This window comes from Streptomyces spinosisporus (genome assembly GCF_022698145.1).
Lineage (GTDB): Bacteria > Actinomycetota > Actinomycetes > Streptomycetales > Streptomycetaceae > Streptomyces > Streptomyces spinosisporus.
Genome location: NZ_JALDAX010000001.1, coordinates 408577 through 422873 on the forward strand (window position 1 = coordinate 408577; position 14297 = coordinate 422873).

12 protein-coding genes are annotated in these 14297 nt (G+C 71.9%); 6 read left to right on the forward strand and 6 right to left on the reverse strand.

What is annotated here, in order from left to right; translation table 11 throughout:
* Positions 1 to 31 precede the first annotated feature (31 nt).
* Positions 32 to 949, reverse strand: coding sequence for a homocysteine S-methyltransferase (mmuM, locus tag MQN93_RS01740; protein WP_242707985.1), 918 nt, complete (start codon positions 947 to 949; stop codon positions 32 to 34).
* Between the two features lie 184 nt (positions 950 to 1133).
* Between mmuM and MQN93_RS01745 the strand changes: the two genes are divergently transcribed.
* The 5 genes from MQN93_RS01745 to MQN93_RS01770 all read left to right on the forward strand — a co-directional run bounded on the left by MQN93_RS01745 (position 1134) and on the right by MQN93_RS01770 (position 6398).
* Entirely contained in the window at positions 1134 to 2546 is a 1413-nt protein-coding gene (locus MQN93_RS01745; protein WP_242707986.1) for an RICIN domain-containing protein, read from the forward strand.
* Positions 2547 to 2839: 293 nt separating this feature from the next.
* Positions 2840 to 4552 (forward strand): DUF2264 domain-containing protein, encoded by a 1713-nt coding sequence (locus tag MQN93_RS01755; RefSeq protein WP_242707987.1) that lies wholly within the window; start codon positions 2840 to 2842, stop codon positions 4550 to 4552.
* A gap of 88 nt (positions 4553 to 4640) precedes the next feature.
* Positions 4641 to 5105 (forward strand): hypothetical protein, encoded by a 465-nt coding sequence (locus MQN93_RS01760; protein ID WP_242707988.1) that lies wholly within the window; start codon positions 4641 to 4643, stop codon positions 5103 to 5105.
* Positions 5102 to 5899 (forward strand): isocitrate lyase/PEP mutase family protein, encoded by a 798-nt coding sequence (locus MQN93_RS01765; protein ID WP_242707989.1) that lies wholly within the window; start codon positions 5102 to 5104, stop codon positions 5897 to 5899. The genes MQN93_RS01760 and MQN93_RS01765 overlap by 4 nt, the downstream gene beginning before the upstream one ends.
* Positions 5900 to 5978: 79 nt before the next feature.
* The gene (locus MQN93_RS01770; RefSeq protein ID WP_242708500.1) at positions 5979 to 6398 is read left to right on the forward strand and encodes an NUDIX hydrolase; all 420 of its coding nucleotides are present in this window, start codon (positions 5979 to 5981) and stop codon (positions 6396 to 6398) included.
* Positions 6399 to 6420: 22 nt separating this feature from the next.
* On the opposite strand, the gene MQN93_RS01775 is transcribed toward MQN93_RS01770, so the two are convergent.
* Genes MQN93_RS01775 through MQN93_RS01790 form a run of 4 tightly spaced genes read right to left on the reverse strand, consistent with a single transcriptional unit; the run spans position 6421 to position 10025 of the window.
* A complete protein-coding gene (locus MQN93_RS01775; protein ID WP_242707990.1) occupies positions 6421 to 7146 on the reverse strand; it encodes a hypothetical protein in 726 nt (241 codons plus the stop codon).
* 41 nt (positions 7147 to 7187) lie between these two features.
* A complete protein-coding gene (locus MQN93_RS01780; protein WP_242707991.1) occupies positions 7188 to 8576 on the reverse strand; it encodes a prenyltransferase/squalene oxidase repeat-containing protein in 1389 nt (462 codons plus the stop codon).
* 50 nt (positions 8577 to 8626) lie between these two features.
* Entirely contained in the window at positions 8627 to 9445 is an 819-nt protein-coding gene (locus tag MQN93_RS01785; protein WP_242707992.1) for an alpha/beta fold hydrolase, read from the reverse strand.
* On the reverse strand, positions 9438 to 10025 hold the full coding sequence (locus tag MQN93_RS01790; protein WP_242707993.1) for a TetR/AcrR family transcriptional regulator: 588 nt from the start codon (positions 10023 to 10025) through the stop codon (positions 9438 to 9440). Before MQN93_RS01790 ends, MQN93_RS01785 begins: the two co-directional genes overlap by 8 nt.
* 132 nt (positions 10026 to 10157) lie before the next feature.
* On the opposite strand from MQN93_RS01790, the gene MQN93_RS01795 reads away from it, so the two are divergent.
* Positions 10158 to 11402 (forward strand): MFS transporter, encoded by a 1245-nt coding sequence (locus MQN93_RS01795; RefSeq protein WP_242707994.1) that lies wholly within the window; start codon positions 10158 to 10160, stop codon positions 11400 to 11402.
* Here the strand turns inward: MQN93_RS01795 and MQN93_RS01800 are convergent.
* Positions 11386 to 14292, reverse strand: a complete 2907-nt coding sequence (locus MQN93_RS01800) for a glycoside hydrolase family 2 TIM barrel-domain containing protein (RefSeq protein ID WP_242707995.1) — start codon at positions 14290 to 14292, stop codon at positions 11386 to 11388. The genes MQN93_RS01795 and MQN93_RS01800 overlap by 17 nt on opposite strands.
* Positions 14293 to 14297: the final 5 nt, after the last annotated feature.

A 14297-nucleotide genomic window follows, 5' to 3' on the forward strand; every position in this document is an offset into this window, starting at 1 on the left:
GGTGCGGTCGGCGCCGTCGTGACAGGGTCGGTCAGCTCCTCAGCGCCCCCGCGATGGCCGTGATCGCGTCCGGTCCCACGCGGCAGCAGCCGCCGATCAAGCGTGCGCCCGAGTCCCGCCAGTGCGTGACCTGTTGTGGGGTGAGGGTGGAGGGGCCGTGCCACGCCCGGGTTTCGGCGTTCCAGGTCTCGCCGCTGTTGGGGTAGGCCACGATCGGTTTGGTCGTGACGTGTGCGGCCGTTTGGATCGCGGGAGCGACGTCCTCGGGGGCGCAGCAGTTGACGCCGATCGCGATGATCTCGTCGGCGTCAGCGGCGAGCGCGAAGGCCTGTTCCAGGGGCTGACCCGCACGGGTGCGGCCGCCCGCGACGGAGTACGACAGCCAGGCGGGCACGCCGAGCCCGCGCACCGCGCGCAGCAGCGCCGCGGCCTCGTCGGTGTCGGGCACCGTCTCCAGGGCCAGTACGTCGGGCCCGGCCGCCGCCAGGACCTCGAGGCGGGGCCGGTGGAACCGTTCGAGTTCGGCCACGCTCAGGCCGTACCGGCCCCGGTACTCGGAGCCGTCCGCGAGCATCGCCCCGTACGGACCGGCGGACGCCGCCACCCACAGCGGCCGCGTGACCCCCTTCGCCCGCGCCCGCCCGGCGGCCTCGCGCGCCAACTGCACGCTCAGACCGAGGAGTTCGCCCGCCCGGTCCCGGCCGATCCCGCGGAGCGCGAACCCCTCGAAGGTCGCCTGGTAGCTCGCGGTGATCGCCACGTCCGCGCCCGCCTCGTAGTAGGCGAGGTGCGCCTCGGTGACCGCCTCGGGCCGCTCCGCGAGCAGCCGCGCCGACCACAGCCGGTCGCTCAGGTCGTGCCCGCCCGCCTCCAGCTGGTTGGACAGGCCGCCGTCGAGAACCACGGTCCCCCGACCGAGGGCCGCTACGAGGGTGTTCGTGCCGGTCATGTCATCGACGGTAGTCGACTGCGCATCGACCCCCATGGAAAGCGCTGTCCCCTGTCGCGTCCGACCCGTTGACCTCACCGTTCCACCCCCTTACCTTTTCCGCGTTCGTGATGGCAGATGGTGTTCGTCTCCCCGAACACCAGAGGCTGACACGAGCACCGGCCGAGGCGAAGGAGAACGTGGCATGAGACGTGCGTACGCGACACTGCTCGCCCTCTGTCTGGCCCTGGCCGGCGCTCTCCTGACCGCGGGTCCCGCGCAGGCGGCCGCCCGCACCGTCACCAACGGCACCCAGTTCACCGACACTTCGGGCAACCCCGTCCATGCCCACGGCGGCGGCGTCCTCAAGGTCGGCTCGTACTACTACTGGTTCGGCGAGAACCGCAACGCCGACAACACCTTCCGGTACGTCGACGCCTACCGCTCCACCGACCTGAAGAACTGGGAGTTCAGGAACCACGTCCTGACCCAATCCTCCGCCTCCGAGCTGGGCACCGCCTACATCGAGCGCCCCAAGGTCATGTACAACGCCTCCACCGGCATGTTCGTGATGTGGATGCACAAGGAGAACGGCGTCGACTACAGCGAGGCCCGTGCCGCCGTCGCCGTCTCGTCCACCGTCGACGGCGCCTACACCTACCGGGGCAGCTTCCGCCCGCTCGGCGAGTACATGTCCCGTGACCTCACCACCTACGTCGACACCGACGGCACCGGCTACCTGGTGTCGGCCGCCAACGAGAACTACGACCTGCACATCTACCGGCTCACCGCCGACTACACCGGAATCGACAGCCGCATCGCCAACCCCTGGCCGGGCGGCCACCGCGAGGCCCCGGCGCTCTTCAAGCGGGGCGGCGTCTACTTCATGCTGACCTCCGGCGCCACCGGCTGGAGCGCCAACCAGCAGCAGTACGCCACCGCCACCTCGCTGTCCGGCCCGTGGACCTCGTGGAGAGACGTCGGCGACTCCACGGCGTACAACTCCCAGACCGCGTACGTCCTTTCCGTCACCGGCACGTCCGGCACCTCGTACCTCTACCTGGGCGACCGCTGGGGCAACTCCTTCGGCGGGACCGTCAACGACTCCCGCTACGTCTGGCTGCCGCTGACCTTCCCGAGCGCGACCTCCCTGTCGATGTCCTGGTATCCGGAGGTCACCGTCGACACCACCGCCGGGACCGTCACCGGCACCGGCGCCACGTACGACACGCTGGTCGCACGGCACAGCGGCAGATGCGCCGACGTCACGAGTCAGTCGCTGTGGCAGGGCGCCCAGATCAAGCAGTACGACTGCAACGGCGGCGCCAACCAGAAGTACTGGTTCAGGTCCGTCGGCGGCGGCTACTACCAGCTGATGGCCAGGAACAGCTCCCTGTGCGTCCAGGAGAACGCGAGCACAATCACCCAGGAGAACTGCAGCGCCACCGCCACCACCCAGCAGTGGTCCCTGACCACGTCCGGTTCCTACGTCACCCTCACATCCCGCGCGAGCGGCGAGTGCCTGGACGTGTCCGGCGCGTCCACCGCCAACTCCGCCGCGATCATCACCTACACCTGCAACGGAGTCACCAACCAGCAGTGGACACGCGGAACCTGACGCCGACTCGGCACGGACGGCGCTGGCTCAATGCCGACGCAACGCAGAGCAACCACACCGCCCCGCTGGTCAACAGCCCCGGTGTGGACCATCCTTCTGTCATCCGTTCGGTCGCAGCGGCGCACCGCGCGGGACTTGTCCGCGACGCACGCGTCGCCCAGCATCTGGTGCCCGGGGGCAAGGTGCGGGTGGGATGAACCCCTGGGGCGTCTCGACCGGAACCGGGGCGCCCCAGGTCCACCCCCGCGTCGGCCGCGCCGTACGCCGGCCCCGTACGCCGTGAAAGAGAGCCCATGCAGCTGCCGCCCGACGACCGCGCCCTCAGCCCGCGCACCGGATACACCCGCGCCCACTGGGAGGCCGCCGCGGACGCCCTGCTCGCCGCGGTCGAGCCGTACGCCGCGCAGGGCGGCGCCCTCTACCACCTCCCCGGCGACCGGACGAGCTGGTCAGGACGCCTCTCCGACGGCCTGGAGGGCTACGCCCGTACGCTGCTCGCCGCGGCGTTCCGGCGGGACGAGACGGTGCTGCAGCGGTACGCCGAGGGACTCGCGGCCGGCGTCGACGGCGTCTGGCCCCGCATCGAGGACCGCAGCCAGCCCCTCGTCGAGGCGGCGTCGATCGCCCTGGCGCTCCGGCTGACCCGCCCGCTGCTGTGGGACCGGCTGGACGACGGCGTGCGGCAGCGGGCGGCCGGCTGGCTCGCGGACGCGCTCACCGCCGAAGCCTGGCCGTGCAACTGGGAGTTGTTCCCGGTCACCGTGGGCGGCTTCCTCCAGGAGATCGGGTACGAGCCCGAGGCCTCCCGCAAGGCGATCGAGCGCGGCCTGGGACGGATCGAGGAGTGGTACGTCGGCGAGGGCTGGTACACCGACGGCGACGGCCGCAAGTTCGACCACTACAACGGCTGGGCGATGCATCTCTACCCGGTGCTGCACGCCTGGCTCGCGGGCGACACGGGGCTGCTGGACCATTACGGCGGCAGGCTCTCCCGGTATCTGGCGGACTACGCCCGGCTGTTCGGCGGCGACGGCGCCCCGATGCACCAGGGCCGCTCGCTGACCTACCGCTTCGCGGCGACGGTCCCGCTGTGGCTGGGCGCGCTGACCGGGCACACCCCGCTGCCGCCGGGGCAGACGCGCAGGCTGGCCTCCGGGGCGCTGAGGTACTTCCTGGAGCGCGGCGCGGTGGACTCCCGCGGCCTGCTCACGCTCGGCTGGCACGGCCCCGACTCCGCCGTCCTGCAAGGCTATTCGGGACCCGCGTCGCCGTACTGGGCGAGCAAGGGCTTCCTCGGCCTGCTCCTGCCCGCCGACCACCCGGTGTGGACCGAGGCCGAGGAGCCGGGCCCGGCGGAGCGCTCCGACGCGATCACGGCCCTTGCCGCCCCCAACTGGCTGCTCCAGTCGACCAGTTCGGACGGTGTGGTCCGCCTCCACAACCACGGCAGCGAGGACGTCCGCTACGACCCGTACTACACACGCCTCGCCTACTCGACGGCGACGCAGCCGGTCCCGTCGTACGGCAACGGCGTGTCCGACAACAGCGTGATCGTCGGCGGCGATCCGGGCCGCACCGGGATCGAACCGCTGGGCGTCGGCGAGGGCTGGGCGGCCTCCCGGCACACGGCGGGCGGCGGAGCGCGGGTGACCGATGTGGTGCTCGCGCAGGGGGCCGTGGAGGTACGGGCCCATCTGGTGGAGGGCGCCGAGCCGGGGACGCCGGTACGGGTGACGGGCTGGGCGGCGCGGGACGGCGTACGGGCCGAACTCCTGCCCCTCGTGGGCCTTTCCGAGGCGCTCACGGGCGTCACCGGCGACGGCGGCACCCTGTTCGTCGCCCTGGCACGGCTGACCGGCGAGCCGGACCCGGTGCCGCTGGAGGAGACGGTGAGCGTACGGGCCGACGGGGAGCGGGAGTTGACCGTGCGCTGGAGCGACGGGCCCGAGGTGCGGGTCCGGTGGGAGGACTCCGGCGTGTCCGTCGTGCCGTCGGACGGCCGGTGAATCCATGACCGGCCGATCGGGCCGCAGCTGCCAAGAGCGCCGGGACACTTCGGCCGGGGCCGAAGCAACGGGGTCTTAGCGTGCCGGTATGACCGAGACCGAGACCTCGCAGCAGACCCCCGCCCAGGCCGTCACCGGCATGGTGGACCACACTCTGGAACTGGCCGCCACCTGGTTGAACTGGGACGGCACGCTTGCCCATGTCGACGACCGCGTCTACACCCCGCACAAGGCGATCCGCCGCGTCGCCGACCACCTGATCGACCACCTCGCCGAGATGGAGGCCCGGCTGGCCGGGGAGGAACCGCAGCCCGACCACTGGCACGCGTCCATGGTGACCACCGAGGCGGATCTCGCGCCCTTCACCCAGGCCGACCTGGACGAGGCCCGCAGCCGCCTCGGCCGCCTCGCCCGTATCTGGGCCAACCGCCTCGACGCCCTCACCGCCGAACAGCTCGACCACTCGCCGGGCGAGGGCTGGACCTTCCGTGAACTCGCCCTGCACCTCAAGGGATCGACGTACTACGCGGACTCGGTGGGCGACCTGTCATGACGGAGTTCGCCGAGCTGCACCGCGCCGCCGAGCCGCTGCTCCTGCCCAACGCCTGGGACCACGCCTCCGCCATGGCGCTCGCCGCCGAGGGTTTCCGCGCTGTCGGCACCACCAGCCTCGGGGTCGCCGCGGCGGCCGGTCTGCCCGACGGCGCCGCGGCGACCCGCGACGAGACCCTGCGGCTCGCCCGCTCCCTGGGCCCGGCGCCGTTCCTGCTGTCCGTCGACGCGGAGGGCGGCTTCGCCGAAGACCCGGACGAGGTGGGGGAGTTCGCGCGTGAGCTCGCGGCCGCCGGGGCCGTGGGCGTCAACCTGGAGGACGGACTCGGCCCCGTGGGGCGGCACGCCGCGAAGATCGCCGCCGTGAAGGCCGCGGCGCCGGACCTCTTCGTGAACGCCCGCACCGACACCCACTGGCTGGGCGACGGCGAGGGCACGCTGCACCGCCTCGACGCCTACGCGGAGGCGGGCGCCGACGGCGTGTTCGTGCCCGGCCTGACGGATCCCGCCGAAATCGCCGCGCTGGTCCGTCACTTGGGCGACATCCCCCTCAACATCCTCTACTCGCCCACCGGACCCACCGGACCCACCGGCCCCACCGTCCCCCACCTCACCGACCTCGGCGTACGACGGGTGAGCCTCGGCTCGCTGCTGTACCGGAGGGCCCTGGGAGCCGCCCTGGAGACACTCGCCGACATCCGCGCAGGCCGGAGCCCACGGGGCACGGCACCCTCGTACGCGGACGTCGACGCGCTCGCCCAACGGTGCGACCCGGTTCACAGCGCTGGGCGCTGACTCCTTGGTACGGTGGATGCTTTCGTGGGTATCAGACCCTTTGGACTCATCTCCGGCGAGGGACCGAGGAACCATGGACATGGACATCCCCGGCGACAAACGGCTGGCGGCCGCGGTCGTGATGGACGACGAGGGCAGGGTGCTGCTCGTGCGCCGCAGTGAGACGGAAAAGTTCCTGCCCCGTGTGTGGGGCGTGCCGTGCGGCAAGCTCGAACCGGACGAGAGCGCCCGGGACGGTGCCCTGCGCGAGCTGAAGGAGGAGACCGGGCTCCTCGGCGAGATCGTCCGCAAGGTCGGCGAGTCGTCCTTCGTCAGTGAGTACGGCGGCCACGAGGTCAAGAACTGGCAGGAGAACTTCCTGGTCAGGCCGCTGACCCGGCAGATCACGCTGCCCAGGCCCGACCAGGCCCACATCTGGCTGGCACGCTCGGAGCTGACCACGGTCGACATCGACGAATACAACCTCGACATCGTCGACCAGGCGTTCACGAGCTCCTGAGCAGTCTTTTCCTGGGCGGTCCTCACGAGCTCCTGAGCAGCTCGGCGAGCCCGCTCAGCGCACCCAGATAGCCGTCCACGTCCAGCGGCACCTTCGCCACCGCCCCCGGATGGGGGCCCGCCGCGGTGAACACGTCGGTGTGGGCGCGGCGTCCGCTCCCCGTCTCCAGGAACAGCGTCACCGTCGGCGCGTCCGTGTCGCACCAGGCCCGGTGCAGGGTGTGCGCCGGAAGGGCGTACGAGCTGCCCGCCGCGTACTGCCCCACATGCGTCATTCGCAGCCGCGCCGGACCGGCCGGCTCCAGCAGCCAGTCCGCCGACCGCTGCGCCAGCGACTCCTGGTACCGGGCGGCGTCGATCCCGCCCTCGTCGCCGGCCTCGTACAACTCCATCGCGATCCGCCCGCGGACGATGTACGAGGCGAGGGCGGAGCGGTGGTTGTGGATGTCCTCCTCGCCGACCGCGCCCGAGCCGCGGTGCCACAAGTGGGCGCGGAGCATATGGCGCGGTCCGGCGTCGATCAGCAGCAGCTTGTCGAAGCCGAGGACATGGCGGTACGACAGCTTCGCGCAGCCCTCCGGGTCGCCCTGGTCGGAGGCGAGTTCGCCGATCAGCTCCAACAACCGCTCGGGCGAGCCCAGTTCGGCGACGACGGAGCGGGCCGCGGCGGCCCGTTCGTGCTCGGGCGGATCACCCTCCAGCGTTCTGGCCAGCAGCCGCCGTGCCTCCAGAATCTGCCGACCGCCCATGCACGTGCCCCCAGTTCCGGCCCCGTCGCCCGGGGCCTGGTTCAGTCTTCCGGCTGATACATCCATACGGCATGCGCCCGCAGCGCCGAAAGACCCTGGTAGGTCATCCAGATGGGTTGCCGCAGCTCACCGCCGTCGGGAACGCCCCAGGACCAGATGCCGCCCGACTGCCCGGCCCACACCGCGGTGGCGGCACCGTCCAGCCGCTCCCGCCACGCCTCCTGCAGCCCGTCCTGCGCCGCGACCTCCCGGGCGCCCGGCGTCATCAGCGCGCGGACCACCCAGGAGGCGGTGAAGTGCCGTACGTTCAGCACCTCGTGGCGTGAGGGGTCGTCGGTGCGCGGGCGGCGCACCTCCTCGTGCAGGTTGCGCAGATCCCGGCACTGGTGATGGGGGCCGTCCGGGCAGGTCAGCAGCCAGCGGACGGCGTCCTCGCGGGCGGCGCGCGCCGCCTCGTCCTCGCCCAGCACCCGGGCGGCCCGGTCCAGGGCCACCACGGCCTGCGCGGTGTGCAGGGAGGAGGGCAGGCCGCGCGGCGGGTCGAGGCGGTAGCCCCAGCAGCGCAGATGGTCGCGGCGGGCGTCACCGATCGAGCCCTCGGCGAGGGCCTCGCGCAGCTGGGACAGTACGGCGGCGTCGGGGGCGGCGCGCAGCAGGCCGCGCAGCACGGTCGTCACGACATGGGTCGACTGCCGTCCGGCGCGGTCGAGTTCATGGGTGAACGCGGCCGTGCACCGGTCCACCTCCTGCGCCAGCCGCTCGCGCGACACACCGGCCCGGCCCAGCGCGCCGAGGACCAGCGCGGTGACCTCCGGCCGCGCCTCGGCGCCCTGCGACCGCGCCGACCAGCCGCCGTCCGGCAGCCTGAGCCGCCACAGGGTGTCCACCAGGTCCCCGGGGTGCAGCCGGCCGTCCGGCACGCCGAGGTCGAGCACGACGTGCAGGCCGTACGCGGTGCCGACCGAGGTGGGCCGGACCGGGCCGGTCTCGCTCAGCGAGTGCGACCAGCCGGTGAGGCGGCCGCGGGCCGGGTCGTCGACGACGGACAGCTTCTCGACGAGCGTGGTGTACGCGGACGCGAAGACATCGGGGAGCGGGCCGGGCGACACACGCTCCGCGGACCGGGGAGCGGGGATGCCGGGCCGGTCCGGACCGGCCGCGGCGCGGGCCCGGACCAGGGCCGCCGCCAGCCAGGCGGCAACCCCCGTCCCGATCCCGCTGACCCCGGAGATCAGATACCGGGCGGCCTCACCGCCCAGGGACTGCGGCAGCACGCCGAACAGGAACTGGAACACGCCGTACCCGGCAGCGGCGCAGCCGAGACTGCCCAGCCAGCCGACGAACCGTGCGGTCTCGCCGGGCCCGCCGGGTTCCGGTGGTGCCGGGTGGTCGGATCTCAAGGGACGGCGTCCCAGCTGCTGTTGAGACAAGGCGTGCTCCCTCCCCCGGGGCGGCACGTGACTTCCGCGAAGATTCCAGTCTAAGTGGTGTACGGGGCCTGTGAGTCGCCGACCGGAACGAGTGTCTCCGCGAGCAGCCCCGCGAAGTCCGCGGGATGTTCGGCCACGCCGACATGCCCGCCGGGAAACTCGACGAAACCGCTGCCGGTGTGCCGGGAGAGGAACTGTGCGGTGCGATGGAGGAGTTGACCCCGGGAATCGGCGCCTGCGGCGAGGGTGAGACGGGCGGGGGAGGCGGTCAGTGCGGCGAGATCGGGGTCGTATGCCGTGAACGACGTCAGGACGTGGGCGAGAAAGAGGGCCATCGGGCTGCCCAACTCCTGCTCACGCGTGAGCGGTTGCGGTTCACCAGCCTCCTGCACGGGCTCCGCCCCGCTCAGTACGGCGCCCAGCCGAGCACCGGCCGCGCGCAGCCCGGCCGCGCGATAGACGTCGTAGACCTCCTGGAACGCGGCCTGTTGCCGTGCCCCGTCCGGCAGCACTCCCACGCACGGCGGCTCGTGCGCGACGACGTGGCGCAGCCGCCCGGGATGCCGGGCGAGCAGGTCGAGAGAGGCGATCGCGCCGGAACTGGTACCGAGGACGTACGCCGACTCGCCCTCGGGCAGGACCTCGTCGAGCACTTGGAGCGCCCTGTCGCTCCAGTCCTCCACCCGCTGCTCGCCCACGGGTTCGCCGAGCCGCCCGTGGGCGAGCCCGAGGGGGTCGCAGGTGACGACGGTGAACCGATCGGCGAGCGCATCGGTCATCCGGTCGAACCCCATGGGGTGCCCGGCGCCCCCGGGAAGGACGAGGAGAACCGGCCCCGAGCCGCGCATGTCGTAGTAGAGATCAGTCATCGTGGTCGGTCTCCTCACGAGGCCAGTGCATGAGCGTGATGTGCAGGGCGTCGACGGCCTTGTCCCAGGACCGCTGTACGTCGCGCGGGGCGCCGAAGCCGCCGGCGGCCTCCAGGGCGCAGTAGCCGTGGAAGGTGCTGCGCAGCAGGCGCACGGCGTCGGTGAGGTCGGGCTCCTCGAGGCCGTAGGCGCGGAGCATGCCGTAGGTGATCTCGGCGGTGCGGCGCATGACGGGGGAGTCGACGACCAGGGCCTGGTCGATACGGATCTGCGTCGCGGCATACCGCCCCGGCCGCCGGAGCGCGAACTCCCGGTACGCCCCGGCGAAGGCCACCAAGGCATCCTTCCCGGCCCGCCCGGCCACGGCCGCAGCAATCCGGTCGATCATCTCGCCCCCGGCCAGCAACGCCATCCGCGTCCGCAGATCCTGCAAGCTCCTGACATGCGCATACAAACTCGCATCCTTCACCCCGACCCGCCGAGCCACCCCAGACAACGTCACCTTCTCGAACCCCACCTCATCAGCAAGATCCGCGGCTACGGCGACGATGCGGTGGGGGGTGAGGCCGGCTCTGGGCATGGGGGCCTTTCTGTGGGGCCGGGGCGAAAACCTAGGAGATCTAGGTTTATGCCTAGTGTAGGCAGGGTGGAGTGGACGAGCGAGCGTTTATTCGGTGGGGCCATGGGGGCGGTCCGGGAGAGGGTGTGAGGTGTGCATGCATCCTCCACTCAACCCCTGCGGCGACAACGAGACTTCGGGATCTTCTGGGCCGCCCAGACTCTCTCGGTCCTCGGTGATTCCTTCGCGCTGATCGCCCTGCCCCTGCTGGTTCTCGAGGCCACTGGGTCGGTGGCGCGGATGGGGCTGTTGACGGGGGTGGGGGCGGTTGCGGCTGTGGGGGCGGCCGTGGGGGCCGGGGTGTTGGTGGATCGGGTCGATCGGCGGCGGTTGCTTGTCGTGTGTGATCTCGTGCGGATGGTGCTGTACGGGGTGGTCCCGGTGGTGTGGCTGTTCGGGGCGCAGGTATGGCTGCTGTATGTCGTGCTGCCGCTGTGCGAGGCGGTCGGCATGCTCTTCGCGGTCGGTTATGTCACCGTCGTGCGGAGTCTGGTCGGCGGTGAGCGGCTGACGGAGGCCAACGGTCGGCTGAACGCGACGGCCGCCGCTGCCGGGGTGCTGGGTCCCTTGGGCGCGGGCATCGTCGCCGCGTGGACCGGACCTGCCGCCGCCGTCGGCGTGGACGCCGCCAGCTTCGGGGTGTCGGCGGCCTGCATGCTCCTCGTACGCTTCCGGGCCCGCCCGGACGACGACGGCGCGTCGCAGCGCTCCGGCTTCCGGGCGGATCTGCGCGCCGGCCTCTCCTTCCTCCGCGGTCACCCGGTGCTGCGCGCCCTGACCGTGCTGCTCTGCTTCTTCAGCTTCCTCACGCTCGGCCTGACCGACCTGGTCATCTATCACCTCAAGCACGACCTCGGCCACGACGACGGCGCGGTCGGCACCGTCATGGCCTGCGGAGCGCTCGGCACGATCGCCGGATCGCTGCTCGTCGCGCGTGTCCGGCGCCGGCTCGGCTTCGGACCCACCTGGACGGGCGCGGTCGCGGTGTGCGGACTGGCCTTCGCCGGCCTGGGCCGGGCCCAGGGCGTCCCTCTCGTGGCGGCCCTGAGCGCGGCCTACCTGGCCTGCGTCGGCGTCGCCGGCACCTGCTCCATGTCGCTGCGCCAGGAGGTCACCCCCGAGCACCTCCTCGGCCGTGTCACCTCCGCCTTCTGGTTCCTCCAGTACTCCGCCGCCCCGGTCGGCGCGGCCGTCCTGACCTGGTCGGCCGAGCACCGGGGCACGGCGCCGGTGAGCCTGGTGGCGGGCTGCTGCTGCGTACTGATCGCGGTCGCGGCCCTGTTCACACCGATACGCCGTGAGGTCTCCAGCTCCGGTTCGCTCAGCCCAGCTCCGTGAAGATGAACGAGAACTCGGCCGGTTCGGCCTTCAGTTGGTACTGCGGGAGTACGCCCGGGCCGCAGGAGCCGGTGCCGATGCCGTGCAGGGCGTGGTCGAGGTTGACCCAAACCGTGTCACCGGGAGTGAGGTCGCTCAGGTGGGTGGCCGCGTCCAGTTGTTCGGTCGTCCAGCGGCGGGCCGTGAAGGAGAACTCCGGATCGCCCTCGATGCGCAGGCCCCCGATCTCCGCCCAGCGGACGTCGGGGCGCGCACCGTTCTCCTGCGGACGCACGTACGGCGTCTGCAGCAGGTCCACCGTGGACTCCCAACGGCCTGTGCGTGCGGCGGTGTCGGTGTCCGGATAGCCCTCGCCGGGGCCCCCGCCGAACCACTTCACGGCGTCGGCCCGCCGTAGTCCGAAGCGGATGCCGAGCCGGGGGAGCGGCATCGTCCACTCGCCGTCCGGCGCCACGGACACGGTCAGCTTCAGCCGGCTGCCGTCCGACGTCCAGCGGTACACCGTGCGCAGGCCGAACTCCCGCGCGGCGGGCGCGACCCGGGTCCGTACGGTCAGCGCGTCGTCGCCCGCCTCGACGGAGCCGATGCGGTGCCGCATCCGGTGCAGGCCGTGCGTGCGCCACACGGTCGCCCAGCGGGTGTCCGACTGCCACGCGGCTCCCTCGTCGTTGTCGGTGGGCGCCCGCCACACATCCAGGCGCAGCCCGCTCACCTCGACCCCGCCGATGGTCTTGAGCGCTCCCGTGCGGGCGTCGAAGGAGGCCGGGCCGAGAGTGATCACCCGCTCGTCGAGCACCGGAGCGTCGCTCGCGACCACGCAGGGCAACCGCCGTGCCGTGACCGGGCCTTGACCCCAGGCGACCTCATGACCGCGCGGCCCCCAGGAGGTGTCCGCCGCGAGCAGGGCCCGTACCGTCCAGCGGCTCTCGAAGCCCTGCACCTCGCCGGCCGGCTCCGGCAGCTTCACCTCGGCCGACGCGCCGGGCGCGAGCGAGGGCACGGCGAGGGTGCCCGCCTCGACCGTCTCCCCGTCCACCTGGTACGACCACTCGAAGACCAGGTCGGACAGGTCGGCGAAGTCCCGCTTGTTGGTGATGCGCACGGTGCCCGCGGAGCCCAGGGTGCCGCCGGATCCGCCGGTGCCGTAGAAGCCCTCGCCCTCGATCCCGACCGGCTCGATCACCTTCTTGAAATCGACCAGTCCGGGTGAGGGCCGCCGGTCCGGGAAGACCAGGCCGTCGCAGACGAAGTTGCCGTCGTGGAGTTCCTCGCCGAAGTCGCCGCCGTAGGCGTAGCCCAGCTCGGGGTGGGTGATGCCGTGGTCGATCCACTCCCAGACGAAGCCGCCCTGCAGCCGGTCGTGGGCCTCGAACAGCCGCTGGTAGTCGGCCAGTCCACCGGGACCGTTGCCCATGGCGTGGCCGTACTCGCAGAGAATGAAGGGGAGTTGGCGGCGCCTGTGCGTGCCCCCGTCCAGTCCCTTGCCGATCCGTTCGACCTCGGCGTGATCGGCGTACATCCGCGCGTACAGGTCCGTGTCGCGGCAGTCGATGTCGCCCTCGTAGTGCACCAGGCGCGAGGCGTCGCGGTCGTGGATCCACTCGGCCATCGCGGTCAGGCCGCGTCCGGTGCCGGCCTCGTTGCCCAGCGACCACACGATCACCGAAGGGTGGTTCTTGTCGCGTTCGACCATGCGCGCGGCGCGGTCGAGCAGGGCGGGAGTCCAGCGGTCGTCGTCGACGGGGTTGTCCCGCCAGCCCTGTTCGGTGAAGCCGTGGGTCTCCAGATCGCATTCGTCGATCACCCACAGGCCGTACGTGTCGCACAGGTCGAGGAAGGCCGGATGCGGCGGGTAGTGCGACGTACGTACGGCGTTGACGTTGTGCCGCTTCATCAGCAGTACGTCCTCGAGCATGGTCTCCGCGTCCAGGGCGCGGCCCGTGTCCGGGTGCCACTCATGGCGGTTGACGCCCTTGAAGAGGATCGCCCGGCCGTTGACCTTGATCAGGCCGTCGTCCCGTTCGACCGTGCGGAAGCCGATGCGCAGCGGCACCCGCTCGCCCTCGGTGACCAGTTCGCCGTCGTACAGCGTGGGCACCTCGGCCGACCACGGCCGGACGGGCACCGTCACCGCCTCCCCGGTCGGGACGTCGATGCCGAGGGCGGGCACGGACACCCGTCCCTCGACGTCGGAGTCGACGCGCAACGTGCCCTCGCCCGTGCGGTGGTCGTAGGAGGCGTGCACGAAGAAGTCGAGGACGCCGCCCGCCGGCCGGTGCAGCAGCGTCACATCACGGAAGATGCCGGGCAGCCACCACTGGTCCTGGTCCTCCAGATACGAGCCGGCCGACCACTGGTGCACCCGGACGGCGAGGACGTTGCCGGCCGGCTTCAGCAGATGCCCGACGGCGAACTCGTGCGGCAGCCGGGAGCCCTTGAACCCGCCGATGTCCGTGCCGTTCAGCCAGACGCGGGCGCACGACTCGACGCCGTCGAAGCGGAGCACCGCACCGCCGTCGCCCGGCCAGTCGTGCGGCAGGTCGAAGACGCGGAGGTGGTCGCCGGTCGGGTTCTCCGTCGGGACGTGCGGCGGGTCCACCGGGAAGGGGTAGAGGTGGTTGGTGTAGATCGGCAGGCCGAAGGCGCCGTCGCCCTGCAGCACCCAGTGACCCGGGACGGTGATTTCGGCCCAGTTGCCGGCGTCGAATCCCGGCTCGGCGAACGAGTCGTCCTCGGCATCGGCGGTCGGCGACACACGAAGTCTCCAACTGCCGTTCAGCGACAACGATTTGGCGTCCGAGCACGGGTACCAGGCGCGCGGTGGCAGTGCCCCGCTGCCCGGCGACACGTCCTCCGCGAAGTCGACGGCCGAAGGGGTGCGCGTAGTCATCGGTC